We start from the raw sequence: 23158 nt of genomic DNA on the forward strand, positions 1-23158 counted from the left end.
AGTGGCCCCTGGGTCGCTGACGGCGGGCCATAGGGAACCACAGCGAAAGGACGAACCATGACGATCTACAACGACTACTCCCGAGCCAAGGTGGGGTGGTTCTTCGGGTTGTCCGGCTGGCAGCTGGGCACCGTCTCGTTGTCCCTGCTGCCGTTCTTCTGGTCGATCCAGCGCCAAGCATGGGGATCGGCACTGGTCTTCCTGATGGTCTGGGCGACTGTGGCCACCATCGTGGTGGTCCCCGTGCGTGGCCGCTCGGCCACCGGATGGTTCACCGCGATGATGCGCTACTCACTCGGTGGCCTGACCGGACGCACCCGCTACCGTGCCCGCGCCGCGCGCGGGCAGGTCGAGGACCTCGCCAAGGCCGACCTGCCCGGAGTGCTCAACGCGGTCGAGATCCACGACGGCCCACCCACCGGCCCGGCGCAGACCCGCATCGCCATCATCCAGAACCACGCCACCAAGACATGGGCTGTCACCGCAGCGGTGATCCACCCCGGCATCGGCATGGCTGACATCGACGAGCGGCACCGTCGCGGCACCGGGCTCAGCGACCTGCTCGACCTATGCTCTCGCACCGAGCTCATCGACGAGCTGTTGTTCATGGTCCGCACAGTGCCCGACGACGGCGCCGAACGCGGGCAGTGGATGAACCGGCACCGCCGCGACGGCGGCCCGACGCTGTCGCGTCAGGTCAACGACGACATGCACGCCGCCCTGTCCAAGGCGTCGGTGCGTACTGAGGCGTTCGTGACGATGGTGGTCCCCGAGACCCGCCTGGCCAAAGAAGCCAAGGAGGCCGGGGGTGGGCTCGAAGGCCGGGCGCGCGTGCTGTACCTGCTGATGGGCGAGGTCGAGGCCCAGCTGCGCGGGGGAGTGGGCATGACCGACGTGACGTGGTTGACCTCGCCAGACCTGGCCGCAGCGTGCCGCACCGGTTTCGCCCCCGGAGACCGTGCTGGGATCATCGACGCGCTCGCCGCGCGGACAGTCGACCCGGGCGTCAACGCTGAGGTGCCGTGGGCCATGGCCGGCCCGTCCGGCGCGGACCAGCTGGTCCGCCACTACTCCCACGACGCCTGGAACTCCGTCAGCGCGACCATCAAGCTCCCAGTCAAGGGCGCGGTGATGGGGGCGCTGGCTCCCATCCTGACCCCCACGGAAACGGGTGAGCGGCGCAGTTACGTCGTCTCCTACCCGATCCTGCGTCAATCGACCGCTGACCGGCAGTCCGCCTCGAGCGAGTGGGCCGCCGACCTGGGCGAGGCGCTGCGTGAGAAGGCCAAGGTCAAGCAGCGCACCAAAGCCCGCGACGAGGCCGACAAGGTACGTGCGCTGGACCGCAAGCTGGCCCGAGGCAACTCGATGACCCAGCCGTACGCGGTGTGCACGGTCACCGTTCCCAAGACGCTGCGGATCTCCGAATTCGGTCGCCGTCTTGACGCCTCCACCCGTCGAGCCGGGTTCGCGCCCTTGCGCTTGGACGTCGCCCACGACGTCGGCTTCGCCACCTCCACGGTCCCGCTGGGTGTCAGCCTGACCCGAGGGACCAACTGATGCGCACCGGCGCCGCCGGCCGAGACGTCAACCGGCTGATGCGCGACTTCGGCCACGACCTGCCATCGGCACCGGAACCGATCGCGGCAGTCAAGGACCCACGGCTGTTCCACTACGGCTCAGTACACGGGGAATTCAAACCCGACCGCGGCTGGTCGCCAGCAAAAGCACCCGCCGCGGTGTGGCGGATGACCAGCGACCAGGCACCAGTCCTCTGGCCGTTCATCTCTACCCCGGGCCTGCCGCCGACCGGCGCGCAGATGGGTGTCGATCACCTGTCCGGCGGCGCGTTCTACGCCGACCCGATCGGCTGGGTGTTGCACGACCAGATCCCGGTCACCAACCCCAACATCTTCAGCTTCGGCAAACCCGGCCGTGGCAAGTCCGCCACCACCAAGGCGTTCTGCCTGCGGATGATGGATTTTGGTTACCGCACACTGATCCTGGGTGACCCCAAGGACGAGTACGAGGCGCTGTGCCGGGCGTTTGGTGTCGAACCGTTCGCGATCGGCCACGGCCTCGCGACCCGGATCAACCCGCTGGCCATCGGCCCACTCGGCCAAGGTTGGGCGCAGTTGTCAGCTGAGCAGGCTCAGGGACGAGCGGCGATCGTGTTCTCCCGCTGGCTCACCCTGGTCCGTGGCCTGGTCGGCAGCCAACGGATCGGCGAACGCCGGGTCCCGTTCGGACCCACCGAAGAAGCCGTGGTCAAGCAAGCACTGAAGATGCTCACCGGCTACTCCGCCGGTCACTCCACCCTTCGTGAAACCACCATCCCGAAGCTGTGGCACCTGCTCGACGAGCCCACGGCGGAGCTGATCGACGAAACCAGGTACGCCTCACCCCGGCACTTCCTGGACGAGACCCGGCTGTTGCGCGACGCCCTCGGCCAGCTGGTCACCGGCGCGCTGGCGGGCCTGTTCGACGACCACACCACCATCGAAGTCGACTGGACCGCACCGATCCAGTCCCTCAGCTTGTCGCGGCTCGAACCGCTCGGCGACGAAGCAGTCGGCATCGCCCTGACTTGCCTCAACTCCTGGGGCCGTGGCATGCGGGAGATGGCATCAGCCGGAGACCTGCGGATCGTCGTACGCGACGAGTCATGGAAGCAGCTGCGTCTTGGCCCCGAAGCGGTCAAGAGCTTCGACGCCGACCTCCGGTTGTCCCGCCGCGACGGAGACGTGCAGTTCGCCGTCGCCCACAAACCCTCGGACATGCTCTCGGCCGGCGACTCGGGAAGCCAGGCCGCCGCGATCGCCAAGGACCTGCTGCACCTGGCCGACATCAAGATCCTGCACGGCCAAGACCTCGGCGTCGCTCTGGAGCTCGAGCAGATGCTCGGCCTCGGTCCCATCGCCCGCGACATCGTCACCAGCTGGGCCATGCAGGGCAAGGGCCGCGCCCTGTGGTGCGTCGGCGACCAGCAGTACAAGGTCCAGACCATCTTGCACCCGGCCGAACAGCAGCTGACCTACACCAACGAAGCCATCGCCGGCGGAGCCTGACGTGAAGGGCACCCCCGCGATCATCGGCGGCGCCCTGGTCGTGTTGTTGCTACCGATCCTGGCCGTCGCCGCGATCGCCGGTGCCATCATCCCGGCAGCCACTTCCGCCACGACCTGCGCCGACCCAGCGGCCGCGATGCCGGGGACCTGGCGACCGCCATTGGTCGGCTCCTATACGGTGACCAGCCAGTTTGGGATGCGCTACCACCCGGTGCTGCACATCACCAAGCTGCACACCGGCATCGACCTGGTTGCCCGCGCCGACAAGACCGTCGTCGCGGCAGCGGCCGGCACAGTCAAGGTCAGCGGCTACAACGGCGCCTACGGCAACCAAGTCGTGATCGACAACGGCGGCGGCATCCAGACCCGATACGCCCACATGGCCTCAGCCAGCCCGGTCTCGGTCGGCCAGAAGGTCGCCGCCGGCACCAGGCTCGGCACCCAAGGCGCCACCGGCTACGTCACCGGCGCGCATCTCCACTTCGAGGTGATCAAGAAGGGGTCCCCGATCGACCCTAAGCCCTTCATGGCCAGCCAGGGCGCACCACTGAACGGCGGCGCCACCTCCGCGGCCAGCACCCGAGCCACGGCCGCGCTCGCCACCACAGCGTCGACCAAGACCAGGACGATTAGCGCCACCCGCACCGACGGCCAGAAGGTCACTCTCAACAACGAGCAGCTGACCAACGCCGCGACCATCGCACGCATCGGGCGAAAGGTCGGCGCGGGCGACCGCGGCGTCGTCATCGCACTGATGGCTGCCCTGCAGGAGTCGGTGCTGCGAAACCTCAACTACGGCGACCGCGACTCGCTCGGACTGTTCCAGCAGCGCGCCGGCTGGGGAACAACCCATCAGCGCCGCACCCCTGAGTACGCGGCCCGGGTCTTCTTCGGCGGCCCGAGTGGCCCGAACGAAGGCAGCCCGGCCGGCCTGCTGGACAAGCGCGGATGGAAGTCGATGGGCCTGGGTCAGGCAGCCCAGGCCGTACAGGTGTCGGCTTTCCCGACTGCGTACGACAAGTGGGAGCCAGTCGCCCGCGCCATCATCGACGCGAAGGGCCTTGGTGGCGCGACCGCAGCGGGGGACTGTGTCGCCGGAGGATCGACCTATGGTCAGCTGCAGGTGGCGACGTGGAACATCTGCCTGGAGTTCTGCGGCGGCGGGAAGCTTCGGCCGTGGCGTGACCGGATCCCGCTGATCGCTTCTGCCATCAAGAAGGCGCACCCGGACGTGATCAGCCTGCAGGAGACCGGGCACCAGAAGACCCAGGGTGCGGCGATCATCAAGGCGCTCGCTCCTACCTACAAGCTCGCGGTCTACAAGCGATCCAAGATGGTGCTGTTCGACCCGACCAAGCTGTCGACCACGAGCGCCAGCGGCAAGAAGCTCGGGTCGGTCAAGTTCGTGGTCGAAGGCAAGGGTGGCGTCGCCCAGGTCCTGCGCGACCTGCGTACGGGCAAGACCGTCGTGGTCTCGAGCCTTCACCCGATCGATGGCACCCAGGACGCCCGCCGGCTCCGATACATCAAACAGGCCCACCACCTGGTCGTCGGCCTGCAGCAGAAGAACCCCGGTAGCGCCATCATCCACGCCGGCGACCTGAACTCCTACATCCCCGGGACCGGCACCAAGAAAAAGGTCGCGCATTTCTTCACCGACCGCGGATACCGGACCACCGAACAGATCGCCAAGGCCCGCACCGGGCAGGAATACCGCTCCTACAACGGCGGCAAGGCGCCGCGACGCGGGCCGCGCATCGACCACGTCATCGTCGACCCGCGCGCCACGACCGTGGACACCTGGCGGCAGATCCTGTCGACGAACCGCAGCGACCCCGAGTCCGACCACAACATGATCGCGGTGACTCTGACACTTTCCGGCACCGGAATGGCCACTCAGTACGCCACGTAGGGCCATAGGGACCATGAAGATCCAACACGCACGCCGAACCAACCCATATCCATGGACCTGGGAGATTCCCGCCCTTATCGTCGGCGCGGTGCTCCTGGCCATGGGCATCGCACTGCACCTGGCCCGCGCGATCGCGAACGTCTTCGCCGGTGCAGGCTGGCAGCTCACCCCACGACCAGCACTGTTCTCCTCCTTGCCCCGGCTGATCGGTGGCGACGCTGGCGCCGGCCTGGCTGACGAACAGACCGGGTACGCCAGCAGCGGCGTCCTGTGGTTCTGGATCGCCGCCACCGAGCTGGTCGTGCTGGTGATCGTCGTGCTGGTGCTGCGGTGGGGTCTGGCGCAATGGGGTCCCGGCCGGATTCAGGGCATGGCGTCCCCGAGCGAAGCCGAACAGCTTCTCGGCCTGTCACGGCTGCGTCGTAACGCACCGATCATCCGACCCGATCTGTATGCAAAGAAGGGAACATCGTGACCACCTTTGATCCCACACAGGTCGGGTGGCGGCTCGGAGCCGCCTCCGAACCACGCACCAGGCACGACCTGTGGGTTCCGTGGGACCGCACCACCGGCGTCATCGGGCCTCAGGGATCCGGAAAGACGCTCGACCTGCTCGTCCCGGCCCTGCTGAGGGCGCCAGGGGCAGCGCTGGTGACCTTGACCAAGGTCGACGACCTGCTTCTGACGATCGATGCCCGCGGCAGCGATGGTCGCCCATGCGTGGTGCTCGATCCCTTCGGTCTGGCTCCCGGGATGCCTGAGCTCGTCTGGGACCCGATCGCCGGATGCGTCGACCCCATGGTTGCCGAGCGACGCGCGAAAGCGTTCACTGCCGGAACAGTCAAGGGCGCCGTCGCAGGCGGCCATGGCGACGACGCGGCCCGCTTCTACGCAGCCGAGGCGTCCAAGGTCGTACAGGCGTTCTTCCACGCCGCCGCGCTGGCCGGGCACGGTCTCGAGGAGGTCCTGCGCTGGGTCGCGAACCCCCGCGCTGCTACCGAGCCCACGGAGATTCTGCGCGAGCACCCGCACGCCGCCCCGTTCTGGCACGGCCTCCTGCACGGAGCACTGCGGGGGGACGACCGAACCGCCGGCAACACCATCACCACGGTCCAGCAGGCATTGAGCCTGTTCTTCCAAGCCGACATCAGACGCCGCTGCGTCCCCTCCAAGGGCCGCCACGCAACGAACATCGCCGACGTCATCGCTCGCAGAGGCACCATCTATCTGCTTGGCCGCGAAGACCCGTACGCCAGCGCCTCGCCGCTGATGACCGCGGTGGCCGAGCACGTCCTCGACACCGCCCTTGCCGCCGCCAACGAGTCCGTATACGGGCGCTTGTGCCCGCCGATGCTTGCCTGCCTGGACGAGCTGCCCTCCACGGCACCTCTGCCGACCCTGCGCACCAGGATGGCGAACGAGCGCGCGCTCGGGCTCTCCTTCATATATGCCGCCCAGACGTGGCGGCAGCTGTCAGCCATCTTCGGCGAGCAAGAAGCACGAGCACTGTTCGGTCTGACCAACGTGCTGTGCATGTTCGGAGGTTCCAAGGACGTGGCCTTCAACCAGGAGATCTCCGACCTACTCGGCCCCGTACGGGTGACCCGGCAGACCTGGCAAAGCGGCACCAAGGCCGGCCGCACTGCCAGTGCCGAAGACATCCCCATACTCACTGGGGCAGAAGTGCGCCAGCTCGAGGAACGACACGCGCTCGTGGTCGCAGAGAACGGCAAACCGATGATCGCCAAACTCGCTCGCGCCATCGACGGCAGGCCCGGCGACAAGCTGCTCGAGGCTCAGGCGGCAGCAAGGCGCCGAGTCGACGCCGGCCGAATCTGCGTGGTCGACCCGCAAGCACGAGCAACCGCAGCCCTGGTCGAATCACAACGCCGCGGCCTCACCGGATAGTCGGCATAGTGGATCCCCAACGCCGAACCGACCCGATCCCTCTGGTCCAGCCCTTCCCCCAGCCCGGACCTCAGCTGCAGCTGGCTTACCGCGAACTCGACCTCGCAGCCAACGGCACCGACGAGCAACGGGCAGCACTCGGCACCATCGGGGACTTGCCCAGGCCATGGGTGCCAGCAACCTGCACCAAGCCCCAACTGCGGGCCGAGCTGTGGAACTGGCTCGACGCCGTGGTGGTCTGGCTCAACCACGAACTGGTCTTCGACACCATCGACGTAATCCCGGCGTGCTGGCCGCAACACCCCCACCTCGTACACGAGCTCGCAGTCCTCGCGGACCTGCGGCGCCGCGCCGAGCGTTCTTTGATCAGCAACGACCTCGAGGAATGGCACCGCTACGCACTGCCGACGTTCCTTGAGCGAATGCGCCACCGGATCGCCGAGCACTGCAACGATGACCACCCCACCGTGTGGCCATCAGCGGGACGCTTCAGCCGACATCTTGACGACGAGGGGGCGATTCCTCGCCAACGCGTCTTCGCGGACGACCTCATAGTCACCCGCAGCACCATGGCCCTGGACGCGGGCAACCTGGGTAGCGGCCCACGCCTGCGGGTTGTAGATACGGATAGCGGCGAGATCCTCGACTGAGCGAGGGAGTGCCCAGCTGATTCGATCAGGGCGATCCGCCGACTAGAACCCACATGCAAAGCGCCCACTTGGACGCGGGTCCTAGCGGCTCCCTTCTGTTGTCAAGACGCCGCTGAGAGCGTGTTCTCTGTTGGAGTCTTTCGCCGGCGGGCGGCCGGTTGTAGCGTCGGTTCCGCGGGTCCGGGAAGTGGCTGATCCGAAGTGTCGATGTGCGGGGGCAGGTCGACCGCGCTGGATTCTTGAGACGCCCCGCAGTGCCCTCCCGGACTCGCACTGGCGTCCGTTCTTGCGGAGCGCTCGGCGTCGTCGATGAGTTGTCGGTAGATGACGTCGGAGATTCGGCGCTTGAGGCAGCGCATAGCTTCAAGGGACTTCTTGCCCTCGGCTCGTTTGCGTCGGTAATAGGCGCGGCCGTCGGTGTCCAGGCGGAGCTGGGTGACTGCGGCGATGTGGATCATGTGGTTCATCCGCCGGTTCCCAGCCCTTGAGAGCCGTGGCGGTTCTGCTCACCCGAGGACGCGTCCAGTGGCGCGGTGCCGGTCCAGGACGCGAATCGGTTGCGGTCAGCGAACCGTGTCACGTCGCCGACGTCGGCCAGGATTCGGGCGGCCACGACCGGGCCGACACCGTGCAGATCCATGAGCGTGGAGCCGCGGGCGAGCACGATGGCTTTGAGCTCGGCGGTGGCCTTCTTGATCTTCGTTTCGACAGCGATCAGTTCGGCGAGCTCATCGGCTGCGATGCGACGCCGGGTTTTGCCAGCGATGTCACGCGGGCGGACGGTGGCCAGCATGGCCTTGGCCTGGCCGGTGGTGAGGTCGCGTTTTGCCTGGCCAGGGAGTAGCTCAGCCAGCAGCGCCTGCAGACGGTCGACGGTTTGGACCCGGCGTCGGGTGAGTGCTTCTCGTCGGTCGGTAAGCATTCGCAGCGCCTCCAGTTCACCGTCGACTTGCAGCACCCGCAGGGTCTGGGTGCGGACCGCGACGATCGCGATGGAGTGCGCATCGAGGGCATCGGTCTTGCGGTTGTGTCCGGTGTCGAACAGTCGAATCCGGGCCGCGAGCTTCGCCGGCACGTCGACGACACGCTCGCCAGCTTCGAGCAGGCGTTGAGCCAGCGGGCGTCCGACACCGTTGGCGCCTTCGACCGCCCAGACTCTGTCGGGCCAGGTCTTCGCATAGGCCCGCATGGCCTTATAGCCGGCCTGGTCGGTGGTGAACGGACCAGAGCCAAGCATCTGCTCCTGGTTGTCGACGACCTCGATCGTGGCCGACAGCTTGTGGGATCGACCCCGATGATGACCTGTTCCACGTGCTTCTCCCGCCTGTGCTCGTTCCGATAGGGACGGCGAGGTGGGCATTGCTACTACGAGCAGGGCAGTCCCTTCTTGAGCCACGCCTCGTCAGCGGTGCCCGACGGGCAGCAGACCGAAAGTGAGCCACACCCGCAACCGGGTGGGCAGCCCAATAGAGAGCGAACCCGCCGAGCACCTAGGCCGAGTCTGGCCAGACGCCGGCCCTGAGGGAATCCTCTAGTAGCCCAGAATGACGCAGTGGCATGCGTCCAGGATGACGCGAAGACGTCCTCGTTCAACACAAGACCGCACTACTCGCGGGAAACCTTGGTGTCCGCTCGCAGTCGTCGATTGTCCGATCGGAGCACGAACCTAACGTGGCGGCGGTCCTGCGACGGAAATCTGCAAACCCCAAACGCGACAGACTGACCCTAGATTCGATCTACTGTGTCCTCATGCCACGCGAAGGAACGCAAGAAGACGGACGCGACGGCGTCGCACTCACAAAGCGTTGGTTGGAAGCCACGACCTTCGTCGAGTTTCCGTGGAACTCCTACGAGAACGAAGAGATGTGTTACGTCGACCACCTGAGCAAGAAGGGCGACGCCTTCAAATGCTTCGATCTCGTGGGCAATTTCCTTGGGGACGATCGGCAGCCGATCGTGGTCGAAAATAAGGCTGTCAATACAGACAACGGCTTGTACGCGGAGTTCCTGGAGTTCGTGGCGATCGCCTACAGCTCAACAGTGCTCGAAATTGAGAAGTACAAGAAGGACAAGGCTCGCGAGTTCATGTGGGTCACTACGCTTCCGTTCAATCTGGAAAACTGGCCAAAGTTTCATACTGCGGCTCAGGTGCTCAAAGGCCTGACGAAGTACCCCGAATACTTAGATGGCCGAGAAATCGACCCGTTGATGGCACAACAGGTTGCTGACCGAATCTGGGTTCTCGTCCTCAATATCAAGCAGGAGCGTCTCAGCCTCACTCACGAGGAGTTGATGGACGTTTACCGCGTCATTCCCAGAAAGAAGTCAACGCTATGAGTACTTTCGAGGAAGAGCTTCAGGCCGCTACTGACACCCGAATCCCTGCCGACTTCATTTCCGGTGTTAAACGTGTAGTGCAACAACGGCTCACATCGCTAGATCCCACCCTCCGCCTGGAAGACACCCAATACTTCAATCACAGCGCTATACCTGACTTCGTGGCGACCTGGCCCGGAGAAAAGGACAGCCGCCCGATCTATCTGCGTGATTCGTACGAAGCGGTGCGGGCCAGCCAAGACGCAACGGTTCTAGCTGCAAAGGAACCGGTTGTGCTTGCGCTGCACGTGCAGGGCACTAGACCGGATCTTCAAACAAACTCCAATGAAGGGCGAGCGGGCCAGGTCCTCGTCACCGACTCAGCGGCGGTTGACGTCGTTCGGGCTGACCCCGATGCGGACTCGCCCTTGGGCGAACTTGTGCGAGCCAACTTCATCCGCGGAGGCAGGGGCTTGATCGATGAGCCGCGTGCATCGAGCCTTGTCCAACTCGAGAGAGTGCCAGATGGGGGGCAGCCACGGGACAACGAGCGCACCACGGCGCTAATCGGTGACTCATTCTCATCCGACGCGGCAACTCGAATTGTCCGCACGGCCCAGTTGATTGCTTTGGCTGGGACGCCTGACCTGAACGCTGACCAAATCGCCCAGACATCGGAACTGGTCCAGGGGCGCCTCTCCTTAGCCGAACTGAAGCACCTGCTGCCGTGGCTGCTCCAGCAGCGACGTGGCGCAAGTGAGACCTTCTGGCGTCACGTGGGATCCATGATGCGATTCGAAGACCTCGAATCCATCCGCTCGGAACTGCGCGAACTTGACCTGACACCTGTCATCGTTGCGAATGCCGCCCATTGGACAGCCAAGCGCGCCTATATCGGGGTCTCGTTGCCGATAGCGGGAGGTGAGGACCTCGAAGCGCGCAGAGAATACTGGTCTTTCGTTGACGGTGCTCTTGGTATTGATTTCGGTGAGCAGCGGTTGTCGATCGCTCATCTCGGCACGATGCTGAAACCACGGAAAGGAACGGCATCAATTCCTTGGAGCAGACTGAGCCCGGCGCTGTCCGGCTTCCAAATTGCTGCGGTCGAGTTGAAGGGAATTCGTCGTTCGGTCACGGTGACAGCCGAACAGAGCGACGACATCGCTGAGGACGTCCGAGATGTGACGGAGTCCCTTGACGACCACTACAGCGTCACAAGAGTTGACCTGCGATTCGCGAAACCTGATCAGGATGGAACGACCGACGCAGAGGTGCAGTTTGAGAATGAACTTGTCGTCGGTGACCACGGCGTTGCGATTCGCGACACGGTCCGGACCGCGCTTTCCGTGCTGAACCTTGGCGCTGTGCCTGACAATGACCTTCCCGAGACCCTGCGGGCAACGCTCTGAAAGGATACGAGGGCGGCGCACGAACCCAGACGGACTTCTAACGCTCCCGGTAGAACGCCGCGGCGATTCGGACCCGACAAGATGCATGCAGCCGACTGCAACTTCGAGCAATGGCGGCCCCGCGCTCGAACATTAGTCGTAGAGTCAGCTGGGTGACAGCGCCTTCCAAATTCGAAAACTGGCTGGCGCACGGCTGGGGAATTCAGGTCGATACACCTACCCAGCTCCTCAAACTGATCAGCCGCATCGCTTTGCTTGAACAGGGGCGCACGTATGCCTGGCGGGGACAGAACGACGCCTCTTGGGATTTAAGTGCGTCGCTCTTCCGGGAGATTCGCGCTGAGGGTGGTGAGGTGACTGAGGAACGGGTGCGGAATCGGGAGCTTGCGATCCTCGGTGAGGCTAGAACTTGGGGGCTTGGACGGGACTTAGGTTCCTCAGCGACTGATATGCACATGCTCGCGGTCTTACAGCATCATGGCGTACCTACTCGCCTGGTTGACGTCACAGCCAATCCGATGACTGCACTCTGGTTCGCTACAGAAGAGCACAGACCATCCCAGGATGGATTCGTTCGGCGTAGCCCTGGAGTGATGTTTGCCATCGACGTGACCTCGACGATTTGGTACGAAACGTTTCAGCATATAGACGCGCAGACATGGGCTCACATGGAGAACCCACTCGTTGCCGGTTTCGCAAATGCTCTCGAGAAGTCCGCAAAGACACGACAGATGTTCAGGGCGTTTCCCGCCTTGCCCGACGACCGCATGAGGGCCCAAGAGGGATTCTTCTTAGGCAGTGCCATCCCGAAGCGGCACAAAGCACCGGGTGTCCTCGGTTTCAACCCCGTCGGGCCGGCTCCAGGAGCAGAAAAACTCGACAAACTTCTTGCTACGGAGAAAGGCCAAGGACGTCCAGACAGTCTGCCCTTCTGCGCGATAGTCATCCCGGCAGCCGTCAAAGACGCCCTGCGGAATCCGCTCAAACGAACATATAACCGCCGGCGGCGAGTGCTTTTTCCCGATGTGGACGGGTTCAGGGACGCTTTACTGCGCAACCAATTGGACTAGCTGACAAGCGCGGCACCAGGCGGGCCGTCTAGCGTCATTTCGCCGCGGTCGCCGCGGTCGCCGCGTCTTCGTCCCCCGTGGACCTCCGTGGCAGCCAAATTAGGGCGACAATTGCGCGAGACGTTTCACGAGACTAATCACCGTCCGGCGATCGTTCGACGAAAGCGACTCGACGTCGCGTATGAGGCCGGGTGCCCACTCCGGCACGTCACTGCTTGCTTGTCGGTGATATGCGAGGGGGATGTATGAATCCTCGAGTTCGTTCCCCGACGGATCAAGCGTGACAAGGATGCGAGACTCAACCAAAGCGCTGAGCAAGCCGGGGCCGAGGTCGGAATGATCGTGTTCTCTGGACCTCAATAGTCCAGCAACGTGAGTACCGAGGTACTCAGCTGTGGGTCGAGCCAATTGCGGAAGCACTGCAGCAGCTGCCAGGTTCAGAGCTTGACCGCGCTGGATAGGAGACTTTAGGTTCGGTCGGACCAGCGTCAATAACGTCAAGGCGTCGCCGCGAAAGGGAACGGAACGCCCCGACTCCCAGCGTTCCACGGTCGCACGACCGAGTCGGCAAACTTCCGCGAATTCCGCCTGGCTCACACCCATGGAGCCCCTCAAACCCCGAACGACCGCTGGCCAGTCTGTAGGTATAGGCCACTCGGGATCGAAGTCAGTGTGATAGATCGCCGCGAAAAAGAACGACCCCTCGTCAGGGTCGGGCGACAGACTGGCCTCGTGATTCGCAACGTGGCTCAGGACGCTCCAAGGAGCTTGCTGCGCCTGGGGCGAGCCTGGAAACGTCGCGCATGCGGCGCGTGAAAATTCTGCGGCGAGTTCGTCGAAATCTGTTGACACCATCACACATTAAGTGATGGTGGTGCCATCGGTCTAATGATGGAACCCTTGCTAGGTGGACGGTCTTCGACGAAATCAGTCTCGCGCAGCACTAGGAGCGCGTATCGGCGAGTGCCGCTCACCGTCCACGCCCTTTGACGGACGAATTCGTAGAGCCATGCGGCGGTGCAAGTTGGTGGTCGACGAGGTTGCGCGATTGGTTCGAAGTCTCGCGGTCCTGACGTTTTCAGTTGTGTGCCTGGAGCAGCTCGTGAGATCGCTGTTTTAACCACTAAAAAGTCGCGTCTGGGCAATCGCCGGCCGGCCGCATAACGGGTCGGGTGAACTTGACGATTTCGTGCGGCTCCGCCCGCATCATTCCACCCCGTGCGGGACTGTCTTCTCGTTCACGACTGCGAGTGGGTTTGTTTCCGTCTTCCCCGTTGCACGCCTACGGACCGCAGCTGCGGGTCAGTTGCCGAGCTAGGTTGGCTAGTAAGCGAGCCAGAGGGGTGAGGATTATGACGCTGCAGGGCGAGTTCACGGACCATGTCGAGTTCGACCAAGACGAAACGATCCAGGGTTCCGTGACTGGAGGTGCGACCGTGCGACCAGGTCTCGCCCTGGTCGTCCAAGGACATCTCACTGGTGTCGTGATGATTGGCGAGGGCGCGACACTCACGATCCACGGTAGCTTCGGCGGCGACGTCCACCGCAACGATGGGCTCCTGCTTGTCGCGGGACTGATGACCGTTGACCCTCAGGACATTCCTGGGATGGTCACGTGCTTCGCGGGCACGTTGCTCACGACTGGCCCTGATGTTCTTCTACTGGGCGAGGACGGATCCCTGAACAAGATCGGGGGCGGCACGCATAGCAACGTCACAGTGAACGCGGGCACCGAGCACGCCTTCGTGTTCTCGAAGGAACAAGGAGCGTTCCTCCCGATTCGTGACTGAACGAGAGATCGACGCTTCAAGAGATAGGTTCTAGCAATGACAGAGTACGAGCACGACACCCGCGGGTTGGAAGAGCGGGTATTTGACGCGCTCAGCGAGATGCTAGACACGACAGGCGCTGAACTCGCGCCCGTGGTTGCTCCAGGTGCGGCCGTGCCAAGCCAATCCGAGATCGAAGCGCGACAGGCGGAGATCGCCGAAGACCGTAAAACGGTGCGGGCACATTGGAGCGCGGCTGGGGTTCGCCCCGACGGGCACCCACCCGCTTGCGTGGTGTGCGGCCAGGGCCAGCCGTGCGAGACGATTCGAGCGTTGGCACGCAAGTACGACGTTGCCTAGACGCCCTGCTGCGTCGCAGCACTTGCTCGAGGCATAGCTGACTGACGTCGATAGCGTCATGTCGCCGCCTTGGCTAGCACTGGGACGACGGAGAGCTGCGTCATTCCGCCGCCAGCGACCTACCGCCGAGGACCTACGTCAGGTCGCTTTGACGGCAAGATGTGCGAGCGCTGCTGCTCGGCCCTCCGACTGTCGGCAATTCTGGCTGACGGAGCCGACGCGTCCTCGTCAGGCAGGTAACCCACTAGTCGGTATCGCAGGTCCTGGGCTGGGGATTCGTCCAGCGGTGTGTGGTCCACGAGTTGGCAGGTGAGTTCGGGAACGTTGTGGCCGGCGTCGTGGACTTGTTGGAGCATGGCTGCTGTCGCTGGCCAGTCGCGTTGGCTGACTAGTCGGGGGTCCAAGCGCCTGGCCAACTTGGCCCACCTGACTGCCGGTGAGACGTCGGTGGCTTGCTCGATTCGGGCGCGCACCTGGGAGGTATGGGCGAGTTGGTCGTTGCTGAACCGTCGCCGATCGCCGTTGAAACCCTTTGCTGCTTCGGCGACTGCCCGCTGGAGATCTCTTGGCTCGACGCCGATCCGCTCGGCCGCCGTGGCAATCGAGCCGGCCCACCGGTGGGCAGGTTGCGCCGCGACAACAGTGGCAGTTTCAGCAACCTGGTCACTGACAGTCGAGCCGTTGGCGATCCGCTCGTCGACAAGAGCGTTCGCTAGCGCGTCGGCTTGCTGCAGCGGAAGGAGGAGTGCCGCTGGGCCCGCTTCCTCGACGAGGCTGGCTGGGTCTTCGCCGGGTTTGAATTGTGCGAAGCGGGGCTCGATGAGGTGGGGGGTGATGAGCCAGTAGTCGCGTTCTGCTGCCATGAGTCCGGCGAGGTCGCCGTCGGTTGCCACGATGGGGTCGGCGCCGAACCGCGCTAGTTGGGCGGCTTGTTCGTGTGTCAAGGATGTGCCGAGCGGTGCGACGCCGAGGAATGCGCCGGCGGATGCGACGGTGACGGCGATGGCGTCGATGGGTCCTTCGACGAGGACGGGGATGGACCCATGGGCCATATGCTTGTCGGCCAACCCGTACAGCTGGGAGCCCTTGTGGAAGACGATTGTCTCGCTGGTGTTGAGGTACTTCGGGCCGGCTTTGGAGTCGTCGGTGGCGTCGGGGTGACGGCGGCCGACGAACCCGAGGACGTTCCCGTTGCTGATGACAGGGATCGTGGCTCGGTCACGGAACCGGTCGATCAGCCGCCCGGTTGATGCTGTTGTGGCGACGCCGGCGGCCAGCATCTCGTTGTCGGTGATGCCGTGGCGACGCAGGTGGTCGACCAGATTGGTCCACCCGGCCGGGGCGTAGCCGGGCCGGAACCGATCGTCGCCGGTGAGGTCTTGGCCGAGACGCTGCTGCAGGTGGGCCTGAGCCCAGGACCCGTCGAACTTGCCCTCGTAGTAGGAGGCTGTCAGGTCGTTGATCTGCAGGATGCGGTCGCCGCTGGTGGGGGAGTGGTCCCACTGGTAGCTGCGCTCGAGCATGCGCGCAATGTCCGCGTCGCTGGGCTCCAGAGGGTCTAGGAGGTCGCGGTCGAACGCCACACGCGCCAGGTCGTCGGGATCATCCAGCTGCGGCGATTGTTCGGCGAACGGGTCGAATGTGAGCGCCTCGTCGAGGTCCTCGGGCGGAGCGTCGTACTCGTACGGGTCGTCTTCGGGGGGAGGGTCGGTGACGATCGCGATCCGCCACACCATTGCCTGGGCGAGGTCGACATTGTCGACGTCCGCGGTGGCCGCGACGTCCAACAGGTCCGACACGGCCCAGCCACGCCCGGTGGCGTGCTCGATCGACGCCACAAGGGTGGGCCACCACGGGCTGCCGGTGACGCGGCAGGCACCTTCGGTGCCGAGGGTGTCGATGAGCAGGTCTGACCAGTTGGCCGTGACGTGTCCGTCGTGCCCGGTGGCCTCGGTGGCCACGGTGGGGGAGAGGTGGCGGCTGATGCGCCACCACATCGCAGCGGCGACGTGATCGTCCGGCAAAGGCCCCTCGCCGGCGGCGGTGCGGAACAGGCTGGCTGCGTCGACGCCGGACCGGCTGATCGCCGCCAGCCGTTCGGCCAACAGGGGGGTGAAGGAGTCCCTGCGTGGGTGCAGCTTGTCGATGATCGGACCCCATTCGGACAGCGCCGGAGCCTTGCCGGCGTTCACGCGCTCCTCAAGACGACGCTGATAGACAGCGGGTGCCTTTTGTATCTGGGGGGCGCCGGTCGGGCGCCGATCGGTCGAGTCGACGCCGATGGCCGCTCGCCACATGGCGACGTCCGCCAGCACGTCCTCGGCTGGCCGGGCACCGCCCTGGCGCGCCCAGGCGGGGGTATCGGCAGTCGCGATGGTTGCCCGCACCTCGGTAGCCAGGTCCTCGACTTGGGCAGCCCGCTGGGTCAGATTCGGACCCCAGTTCGGATCGTTGAGCAGCGACTCTGGGACTGCTGGCATCCACGGCAGGGGACCGGATTGGGCGCCGCGCAGGCCGGTGGGGTCGAGCCTCCAGTCCAAGATCGCGGCACGGTCCTGGACGCCGTCGAGGTCCCGCTCAGCGACTGCGGCGGCGAGGTCTCGGCCGGCGTCGTGTCCTTGGGCTTGGACGAGGATGAGGTGGGAGCGCAGTGCTGGCCAAGCGGGTTCGTCGCTGATACCGGGCACGAGAGTTTCGGCGGTCTGCTCGAGCAACGTGACCCGGTCGGCGCCGATCACCTCTTCTGCCCCCTGGTAGAGGGAGTCGAGGTAGCGGGTGGCCGCTTGGGTCAACTTGGTGGCCGGTGAGGCGGCCTCGCGGGCCATCGTGGTGGCCGACATCGGGGAACCGTCCCGGGCAAGGATGTCCTCGAGGATGTCGGTCGCGGTCTGCGGACGGATCGTTTCGGGTCGGATCAGGTTGTGCGGGTCGCCGTCGCTGGCGGTCACCAAATAGACGTGGTTGGCGTACCGACCGCGAGTCATCATCGTGTAAAGCTGCTGCCTGGTCTCACCGCCCGTGGCCAAACCGTGCATGGTGTCGACGGAGACTCCTTGCGCGGTGTGCACGGTCGAGGCGTAACCCAGTTCGGTGTGTTCGGCCACGTACGACGCGGGCAGCGTCACCCGAAGACCACTGTCGGCGCGTCGCACGTTGAGGCACCCGTTCTCGACGGAGACCACGTGCCAACGGTCTCCATTCTTGACCCAGTCGGTCGCCGAGACCCGCAGCTTCCGGTCGTTGTTGCGAGTGATCACCACGTCACCGGCTGACGCTGCGTTGCCGTCCGCCAACCGCACCGCAGGTCCAATGTCTGTCGCGCCGGCCAGCCGGGCAGTCCGGGCCCGGGCATTGAGTTCCTGCACCAGATCGCGGGTCGGTGCCAGCATGATCGAATCGCGACCAACCTCCCGGTCGCACCTCCAGCCGTCGAACACGCCGTCGATCAGGGTCGCCAGGTCTCCCACGTCGACACGCTCGTTGTCGAGGTAGAAGCCGATGGATTCGGAAAGTCCTTGGCGCATCGCCAGTGTCGCGGCACCCTCGGCAGGATCGGCGAATCGCATCAGCTCACTCAGTCGGAGCGAACCGTGCTGGGCGTCGATGTCCCGCAGCACGCCGCCGGCGCCAATGGCAGCAAGCTGCTGGTCGTCGCCGATCAAGCGCATCGATGCGCCGCGCTCCAGAATGAATCGGATGGCAGCGTCCAGCGTGAGGGTGTCGGCCATCCCGGCCTCGTCGATCAACACCATCGTGCCTGCGTCAATCCGGCCCGGGAGCTGCGCCATGTCGCCGTGTCCAATGGCGTGGATGAGCTTGGCCAACGTGTCGGTGGTCGCGCCAGTCTGATCCCGCAGCGCCGATGCCGCGGCCGCCGATGGGGCCAGTCCCACGACGTTGCCGCCGGAAGTTTCCCATGCGCGGGTGAGCACGCTCATCGCGGTGGTCTTGCCCGTGCCGGCGGCCGCGATCCCCAGTTGTATCCGCGCGCCACTGGTAGCCATACCGCGGACCAGTGCGGCCTGGCCGGGGTTGAGTTCGGTGCCGTTAGCGCCGCCTTCCACCAGAGCAACCTCGACTGCCTCCGGAGTGATTCGGCGGCCATCGAATCGGCCGGCGTCGGCCACGATTCGCTGCTCCGCATCAAGCACCGAGGCGCTGGTAAACAAATCGCTGCCGGCGAGGTGGTAGACGCTCGAGCCGTCGACACGGCGCAACGATTCGGGATCGACGAGCGCGTCTCGATCCGTGGCCAGCAAGACTGAGCGCTCCATTGCTGCATCGACTAGAAGGTCCACGATCCCCTCGACTTGATCGGCTGCGACGTCGGCGCCGCGCACCTGTCGTTGCGCTTCGGCGCGTACGTGCCACACCTGCCAGGTCGAGCGTCGCTGCTCGACCTGTCGAACCACCTCGCCACCGGTTTCCGCGATCCAGTCAGCCGTCGGGCGAACGCCTGCCGGCTCTCGCCGCGACAGCGCGCCGCGGACCATGCTGTCGACCGCAGCGGCGCCGCCAAGAGCGTCGTCCGCCTGGTCACGCCACACCTGCCGTTGTTCCTCCAGGGACCTCGGTTCATGCTTGGCCTGGCGGGTTTCGAGCGTGGCTTGCTGTGCCAGTCCGATCGCTTCAACCGGGCTGGGCGGGCGCCCCTGCCGGTCCTGAAAGTCCGTGGCCAGCTCTGTTCGACGGACCTCGATGCTGGCCCGCCGCGACGACCACAACTGGTTCAAGGCGGGATCGACGCCGCGGATCTCGCGCACCGGACGTTTGCGCACGTGGGTGCCAGCCCGCTCGGAGAACCTCACGCCCAGCGATGCGCTGAGGTGACGTTCCAGAGCCGTGTTGTACGTTTCCGATGCGGTCACCTTGGCCTTGAACAGCACCCGCCCGTCGATCGCCAACCACTTGCCGCCCAGCGTCTGCACTTTGTTGGCTATGGCCAGGTGTGTGTGCAGATCGGGGTCACCGGCGCGCGAATCACGGTGAGTAAATGCAGTCGCTACCAACCCGGTGACGTCGACCTGCCGGGCACCGTTCGTGCCTTCGCGCGTGAACAGAGCGTGCGTTTCCAAGAACCTCAACGCGTCATTGACCGCTGCTTGGTGTGCCAGTTCGATCCTCGCTGCTGTGTCCGGGTCGGCAACTGCCCACAGGGTCGACACACTCTTGACCGGCGAGAACGTCAGGTCATAGCCGGCCACAGCGGTCGTCTTGGGCCGGGTGTGCTTGGCCACCGTGGCGGAGAGTTCACGAGCGCCGTCCGGTTCACGGCCGTACTCGTCCCTGAAGAATTCTCTCGCCACCTCCGTGCGGACCTTGGCTCGATCCTCGACGCTGACGGCGGCATCGCGTGGAAGACCAGCCGTGACATTGAGATCCTCGACCCTTCTAGCGACCTCGACCCGGTACGACGAAACGTCGGCGTTGAACACCTTGAACGGGGTGCCCAGTCGTTGCGCCCGCTTGACTTCTGCCTCGCTCGCGCCCGCCTCGAGCTGGCTCAGCCGTTGGTCCGACAACGGGTGGAACCCGTACGCGAACAACGCCTGCATCTGCTCGGCCGTGACGACGTCTCCAGCGTCGATCCCCTCGATCCCCACCAGGCCAGAACCCACCCACACGCCGGGGGTCTCGCCCTTCTCGGTGTAATACGCCGCCAGCGACGTGTGACCCTTCTCCGTCGAGTCCTGCGCAGCCACCTGCCGGGTCAGGTAGTCGTACCCAGACCCGGCCGTCAGCTTGTGCAGCGACATCGTCACGTAACTACAAGGCCGTCAAACCTCCATCGAGAGGCCAGTGGTTCAGGATTCAACTACCGGAAATGCACCAGGTGTGTGGAAGTTGGTTGGCCGGATTTCTCAGCGGGAACGTCTGTGACTTTGTGCGGGCTTTGAGACCAGCAGTGTGAATTCGATAGCAACCTGTTCGGGTGCAGGCTCGGGTCGTAGTCGGGCTGTGGAAGACGGCGTCGAGCATCGCGTTGAATCCGACGATGTGGATGCCGCCTTGTTCGGACAGCAGGTCGGGTACGGTCGCGGGAGCGAATCGGATCGGTAGGCAGGTGCCACCGGCGATGTGCACGCTCAGGAAGCCGTCGACGACGCCGACGTGAAAGCCGGCAGCATTCGGATGAATCCGGGGCCTCACGAAGCGACGTTCGGCCTACTCCGGGTCAATTCCCGAGCTCACCGCCAGTGCGGTAGATGGGGTGTCCGGCCTGGGGCCGGGCGACGTACTACGCCAAGCGAGTGCTGAACCAGGCAGCGATCTGCGCCCGCGAGTGGAAACCGAGCTTGAGGAGGATGTTCTCCACATGCGTCTCTGCGGTGCGGGGGGAGATGAACAGCGTGCTGGCGATCTCGCGGTTACTCATTCCCTGCGTAACGAGTTGAGCTACCTCGTGCTCGCGTCTGGTCAGAAGGGTGGGGGTCGACGCCATCTCGTTCTTGCTCGTCGGCGCATCGGAACGTGGACGGGTCTTGCCGAGGGCGTAGTCGGCCGCCGCCAGGGGGCCGAGCGCCGCCCCCACCTGGCGCAGGTCCCCGAAACCGTCACTCAGCGTCTGGCGCAAGGAGGCTTCGCATGCTTTGTGGAGCGACGATAGCCCGGGAGAGGCTCCGATCGAGCTGCCCATCAAGTCCCACAGCGCGTCGGCTGCACCGAGCAGGGTGGCTGCTGCCGAGGGTGAAATGCCGGCCTGGCACCACGCGAGGGCTTCGAAGCAGAGAGCGGACAGAAGTCGGTCGTCGATGAGTCGATTGACCTCGAGGGCTTCGCGTACCAACCGGACAGCTTCTGGGTCGTCCCCCCGCTGCCAAGCGACCAAGCCGGCGAACCACAGCCCGTACGAGCGGCACCACGACTCGCCGGTCCGGGAGCAGAGGGCTAGGCACTCCTCCAAGGTCACTGTCGCTTGTTCGAGTTGTCCGCCCAATCCATAGCTCTGGCCGAGCAAGGCCAGGGTCTCCGCCCGCTCGCGCTCGCAGCTTTGTTCCAGTCCGTCCAGTGCTTCGACGTACAGGGTGACAGAGCGCTCGAAGTCGCCAAGGAATGTGACGTGAAGGCCTTCGGCCTGGGTCACGAGCCACGTGCTGGCGGGATCGAGCGCCTGCGCGAGCTGACGAGCCTCCCTCACCCCTTCTGCGGCCTCGGCATGGTCGCCCTGCAAGGCTGCCAGCCAGACCGCGGCGCAGAGACCGTGCATCCGGGTCATGCCTCCCTGCGGCGCCATAGGCAGGAAGCGGTGGAGCCACCCGCGCATCTCGGTGAATGTGCCGCGAATAATCGCGAAGTTCCTCAAGCGCGCCGCCATTTCGAGGCCGGTCTCGGCTTCGTCGGCTTGTCGCCAGCAGGTCGTCAGGGCCTCGCGGAGGTTCTGCTCCTCGCGCCTGAGCTGGTCGACCACGAGGGCCTGACGCGAGCTCATCCAGTCGTCCTCGCTGGTTGCCAGAAGGTCAGCGCACCAGTCGCGGTGCCAGAGCTGGGTTTCGGCCAGTCGGCCGGACTCGGTCAGCTGCGCGGAACCGAACTGCCTGATCACCTCGATCATCCGGTAGCGCGCGTGTCGCTCGCTGTTCTCGACCGTGAGGATTGACTTGTCCACCAGCGACTGGACGTGCTCGACGACCGCCTCGGCAAGGTCTGGATCGGCGCGAGCGGCGACGTACCGAATGGCCGGCATCTCCATGCCACCGGCGAACACCGACAGCAGCGCCCAGAGCTGACGCTCTTCGGCGGAGCACAGGTCGTGGCTCCACGCCAGGCAGGCCGACATCGCGCTTTGCCGGGCTGGTGCGCCGCGAGTGCCGACGTCCAAGGCCTGCCACCGGTCCTGCAACTGTTCGAGCAGGTCGTCCGGGGAAAGCGCTCGGAGCCTTACCGCGGCGAGCTCCAGGGCAAGAGGTACGCCATCGAGCACCCGGCATACCTCGATGATCGCGGCGATGTTGTGCTCCGAGACCTCGAACTCGGGAGCGAGTCGCGTCGCGCGGTCCGCAAGGAGGCGCACGGCGTCGTACTCCTGCGCGACTCCCACCCCCTCGGCTCCTGAGGGGGGGACCATGAGGGGCTCGACGCGCCATACGAACTCCCCATCGACCCGCAATGCCTCTCTGCTCGTGGCCAGGACGTGGAGCCGTGGGCATGAGCGCAGGAGAATCGCGACGAGGCTGGCGCAGTCATCGATCACGTGCTCGCAGTTGTCGAGCACCAGCAACAGCTCGCGTGGGCGGAGGAACCCGGCCAGCTCGGGGACGCTGATCGGCCCGGCATGGTCATGGATCTGGAGGGCGGAGGCAGTGGCTTCGGCAATGAGCGAGGCGTCGGAGAGGTCGCCGAGGCTCACGAAGCACACGCCATCGGGGTAGGCGCGCTCCAACTGGCGAGCCAGCTGCACGGCGAGCCGCGTCTTGCCGATGCCGCCGAACCCGGTCAGCATCACCAGGCGTGAGGCCGACAGCATCCGGCGCACTTCGCCGAGGTCACGTCTCCTTCCGACGAACTCCGTGACCTCTGCTGGGATCATCCGGCTCGAGTCCCGCACTGCGAGTCCCATGCCAACAGCGTAGGCCTGCTGGGGCCTCAGCGCCCCGGCATGAGAGCGATGTCCCGCTCGACGCTCATCGAGGCTGAACGCTCCGCGAGGCCGGTACCAAAGTCCGGCCAGTCGCCGGTCGAGCCAGCGCCGCAGGCGC

At 65.2% G+C, this 23158-nt stretch carries 15 protein-coding genes; 11 read left to right on the top strand and 4 right to left on the bottom strand.

Translation table 11 applies throughout. The features are described 5' to 3' along the window. The first annotated feature begins 57 nt into the window (after positions 1 to 57). From ESP70_RS10535 to ESP70_RS10560, 6 genes are read left to right on the top strand one after another with little or no spacing between them, the layout of a single operon-like run. Positions 58 to 1560 carry an SCO6880 family protein gene (locus tag ESP70_RS10535; RefSeq protein WP_149689219.1) on the top strand — a complete coding sequence of 501 codons (1503 nt, stop codon included), beginning with the start codon at positions 58 to 60 and terminating at the stop codon, positions 1558 to 1560. Continuing rightward, positions 1560 to 3068, top strand: coding sequence for an ATP-binding protein (locus tag ESP70_RS10540; protein ID WP_149689220.1), 1509 nt, complete (start codon positions 1560 to 1562; stop codon positions 3066 to 3068). Before ESP70_RS10535 ends, ESP70_RS10540 begins: the two co-directional genes overlap by 1 nt. 1 nt (position 3069) lies before the next feature. Then, entirely contained in the window at positions 3070 to 4980 is a 1911-nt protein-coding gene (locus ESP70_RS10545) for a peptidoglycan DD-metalloendopeptidase family protein (protein WP_149689221.1), read from the top strand. A gap of 13 nt (positions 4981 to 4993) precedes the next feature. Beyond that, positions 4994 to 5455: a hypothetical protein gene (locus ESP70_RS10550; RefSeq protein WP_149689222.1), complete on the top strand. Its 462-nt coding sequence runs from the start codon at positions 4994 to 4996 to the stop codon at positions 5453 to 5455. Next, a complete protein-coding gene (locus ESP70_RS10555) occupies positions 5452 to 6888 on the top strand; it encodes a type IV secretory system conjugative DNA transfer family protein (protein WP_149689223.1) in 1437 nt (478 codons plus the stop codon). The genes ESP70_RS10550 and ESP70_RS10555 overlap by 4 nt, the downstream gene beginning before the upstream one ends. A gap of 8 nt (positions 6889 to 6896) precedes the next feature. Then, complete coding sequence (locus ESP70_RS10560; RefSeq protein WP_149689224.1) at positions 6897 to 7538, top strand: hypothetical protein; 642 nt, start codon at positions 6897 to 6899, stop codon at positions 7536 to 7538. Between the two features lie 463 nt (positions 7539 to 8001). Here the strand turns inward: ESP70_RS10560 and ESP70_RS10565 are convergent, their stop codons facing one another. Then, a complete protein-coding gene (locus ESP70_RS10565) occupies positions 8002 to 8898 on the bottom strand; it encodes an IS110 family transposase (protein WP_223148692.1) in 897 nt (298 codons plus the stop codon). A gap of 389 nt (positions 8899 to 9287) precedes the next feature. Between ESP70_RS10565 and ESP70_RS10570 the strand changes: the two genes are divergently transcribed. The 3 genes from ESP70_RS10570 to ESP70_RS10580 all read left to right on the top strand — a co-directional run bounded on the left by ESP70_RS10570 (position 9288) and on the right by ESP70_RS10580 (position 12333). Continuing rightward, a complete protein-coding gene (locus tag ESP70_RS10570; protein WP_149689225.1) occupies positions 9288 to 9875 on the top strand; it encodes a hypothetical protein in 588 nt (195 codons plus the stop codon). Then, positions 9872 to 11263 (top strand): hypothetical protein, encoded by a 1392-nt coding sequence (locus tag ESP70_RS10575; protein ID WP_149689226.1) that lies wholly within the window; start codon positions 9872 to 9874, stop codon positions 11261 to 11263. Before ESP70_RS10570 ends, ESP70_RS10575 begins: the two co-directional genes overlap by 4 nt. A gap of 152 nt (positions 11264 to 11415) precedes the next feature. After that, positions 11416 to 12333 (top strand): FRG domain-containing protein, encoded by a 918-nt coding sequence (locus ESP70_RS10580; protein ID WP_188110584.1) that lies wholly within the window; start codon positions 11416 to 11418, stop codon positions 12331 to 12333. Positions 12334 to 12432: 99 nt separating this feature from the next. Here ESP70_RS10580 and ESP70_RS20685 read toward each other — a convergent pair whose 3' ends face one another. Next, the gene (locus ESP70_RS20685; protein ID WP_149689228.1) at positions 12433 to 13188 is read right to left on the bottom strand and encodes a helix-turn-helix domain-containing protein; all 756 of its coding nucleotides are present in this window, start codon (positions 13186 to 13188) and stop codon (positions 12433 to 12435) included. 497 nt (positions 13189 to 13685) lie between these two features. Here ESP70_RS20685 and ESP70_RS10590 point away from each other — a divergent pair, with 497 nt between their 5' ends. Both ESP70_RS10590 and ESP70_RS10595 read left to right on the top strand, forming a co-directional pair. After that, positions 13686 to 14123: a hypothetical protein gene (locus tag ESP70_RS10590; RefSeq protein ID WP_149689229.1), complete on the top strand. Its 438-nt coding sequence runs from the start codon at positions 13686 to 13688 to the stop codon at positions 14121 to 14123. Between the two features lie 36 nt (positions 14124 to 14159). Beyond that, positions 14160 to 14462, top strand: coding sequence for a hypothetical protein (locus ESP70_RS10595; protein WP_149689230.1), 303 nt, complete (start codon positions 14160 to 14162; stop codon positions 14460 to 14462). A gap of 119 nt (positions 14463 to 14581) precedes the next feature. Here the strand turns inward: ESP70_RS10595 and mobF are convergent, their stop codons facing one another. Both mobF and ESP70_RS10605 read right to left on the bottom strand, forming a co-directional pair. Next, positions 14582 to 20218: a MobF family relaxase gene (gene mobF, locus ESP70_RS10600; RefSeq protein WP_149689231.1), complete on the bottom strand. Its 5637-nt coding sequence runs from the start codon at positions 20216 to 20218 to the stop codon at positions 14582 to 14584. A gap of 482 nt (positions 20219 to 20700) precedes the next feature. Next, positions 20701 to 23019: a LuxR C-terminal-related transcriptional regulator gene (locus ESP70_RS10605; RefSeq protein ID WP_149689232.1), complete on the bottom strand. Its 2319-nt coding sequence runs from the start codon at positions 23017 to 23019 to the stop codon at positions 20701 to 20703. Positions 23020 to 23158: the final 139 nt, after the last annotated feature.

This window comes from Aeromicrobium ginsengisoli (assembly GCF_004134905.2).
Lineage (GTDB): Bacteria > Actinomycetota > Actinomycetes > Propionibacteriales > Nocardioidaceae > Aeromicrobium > Aeromicrobium ginsengisoli.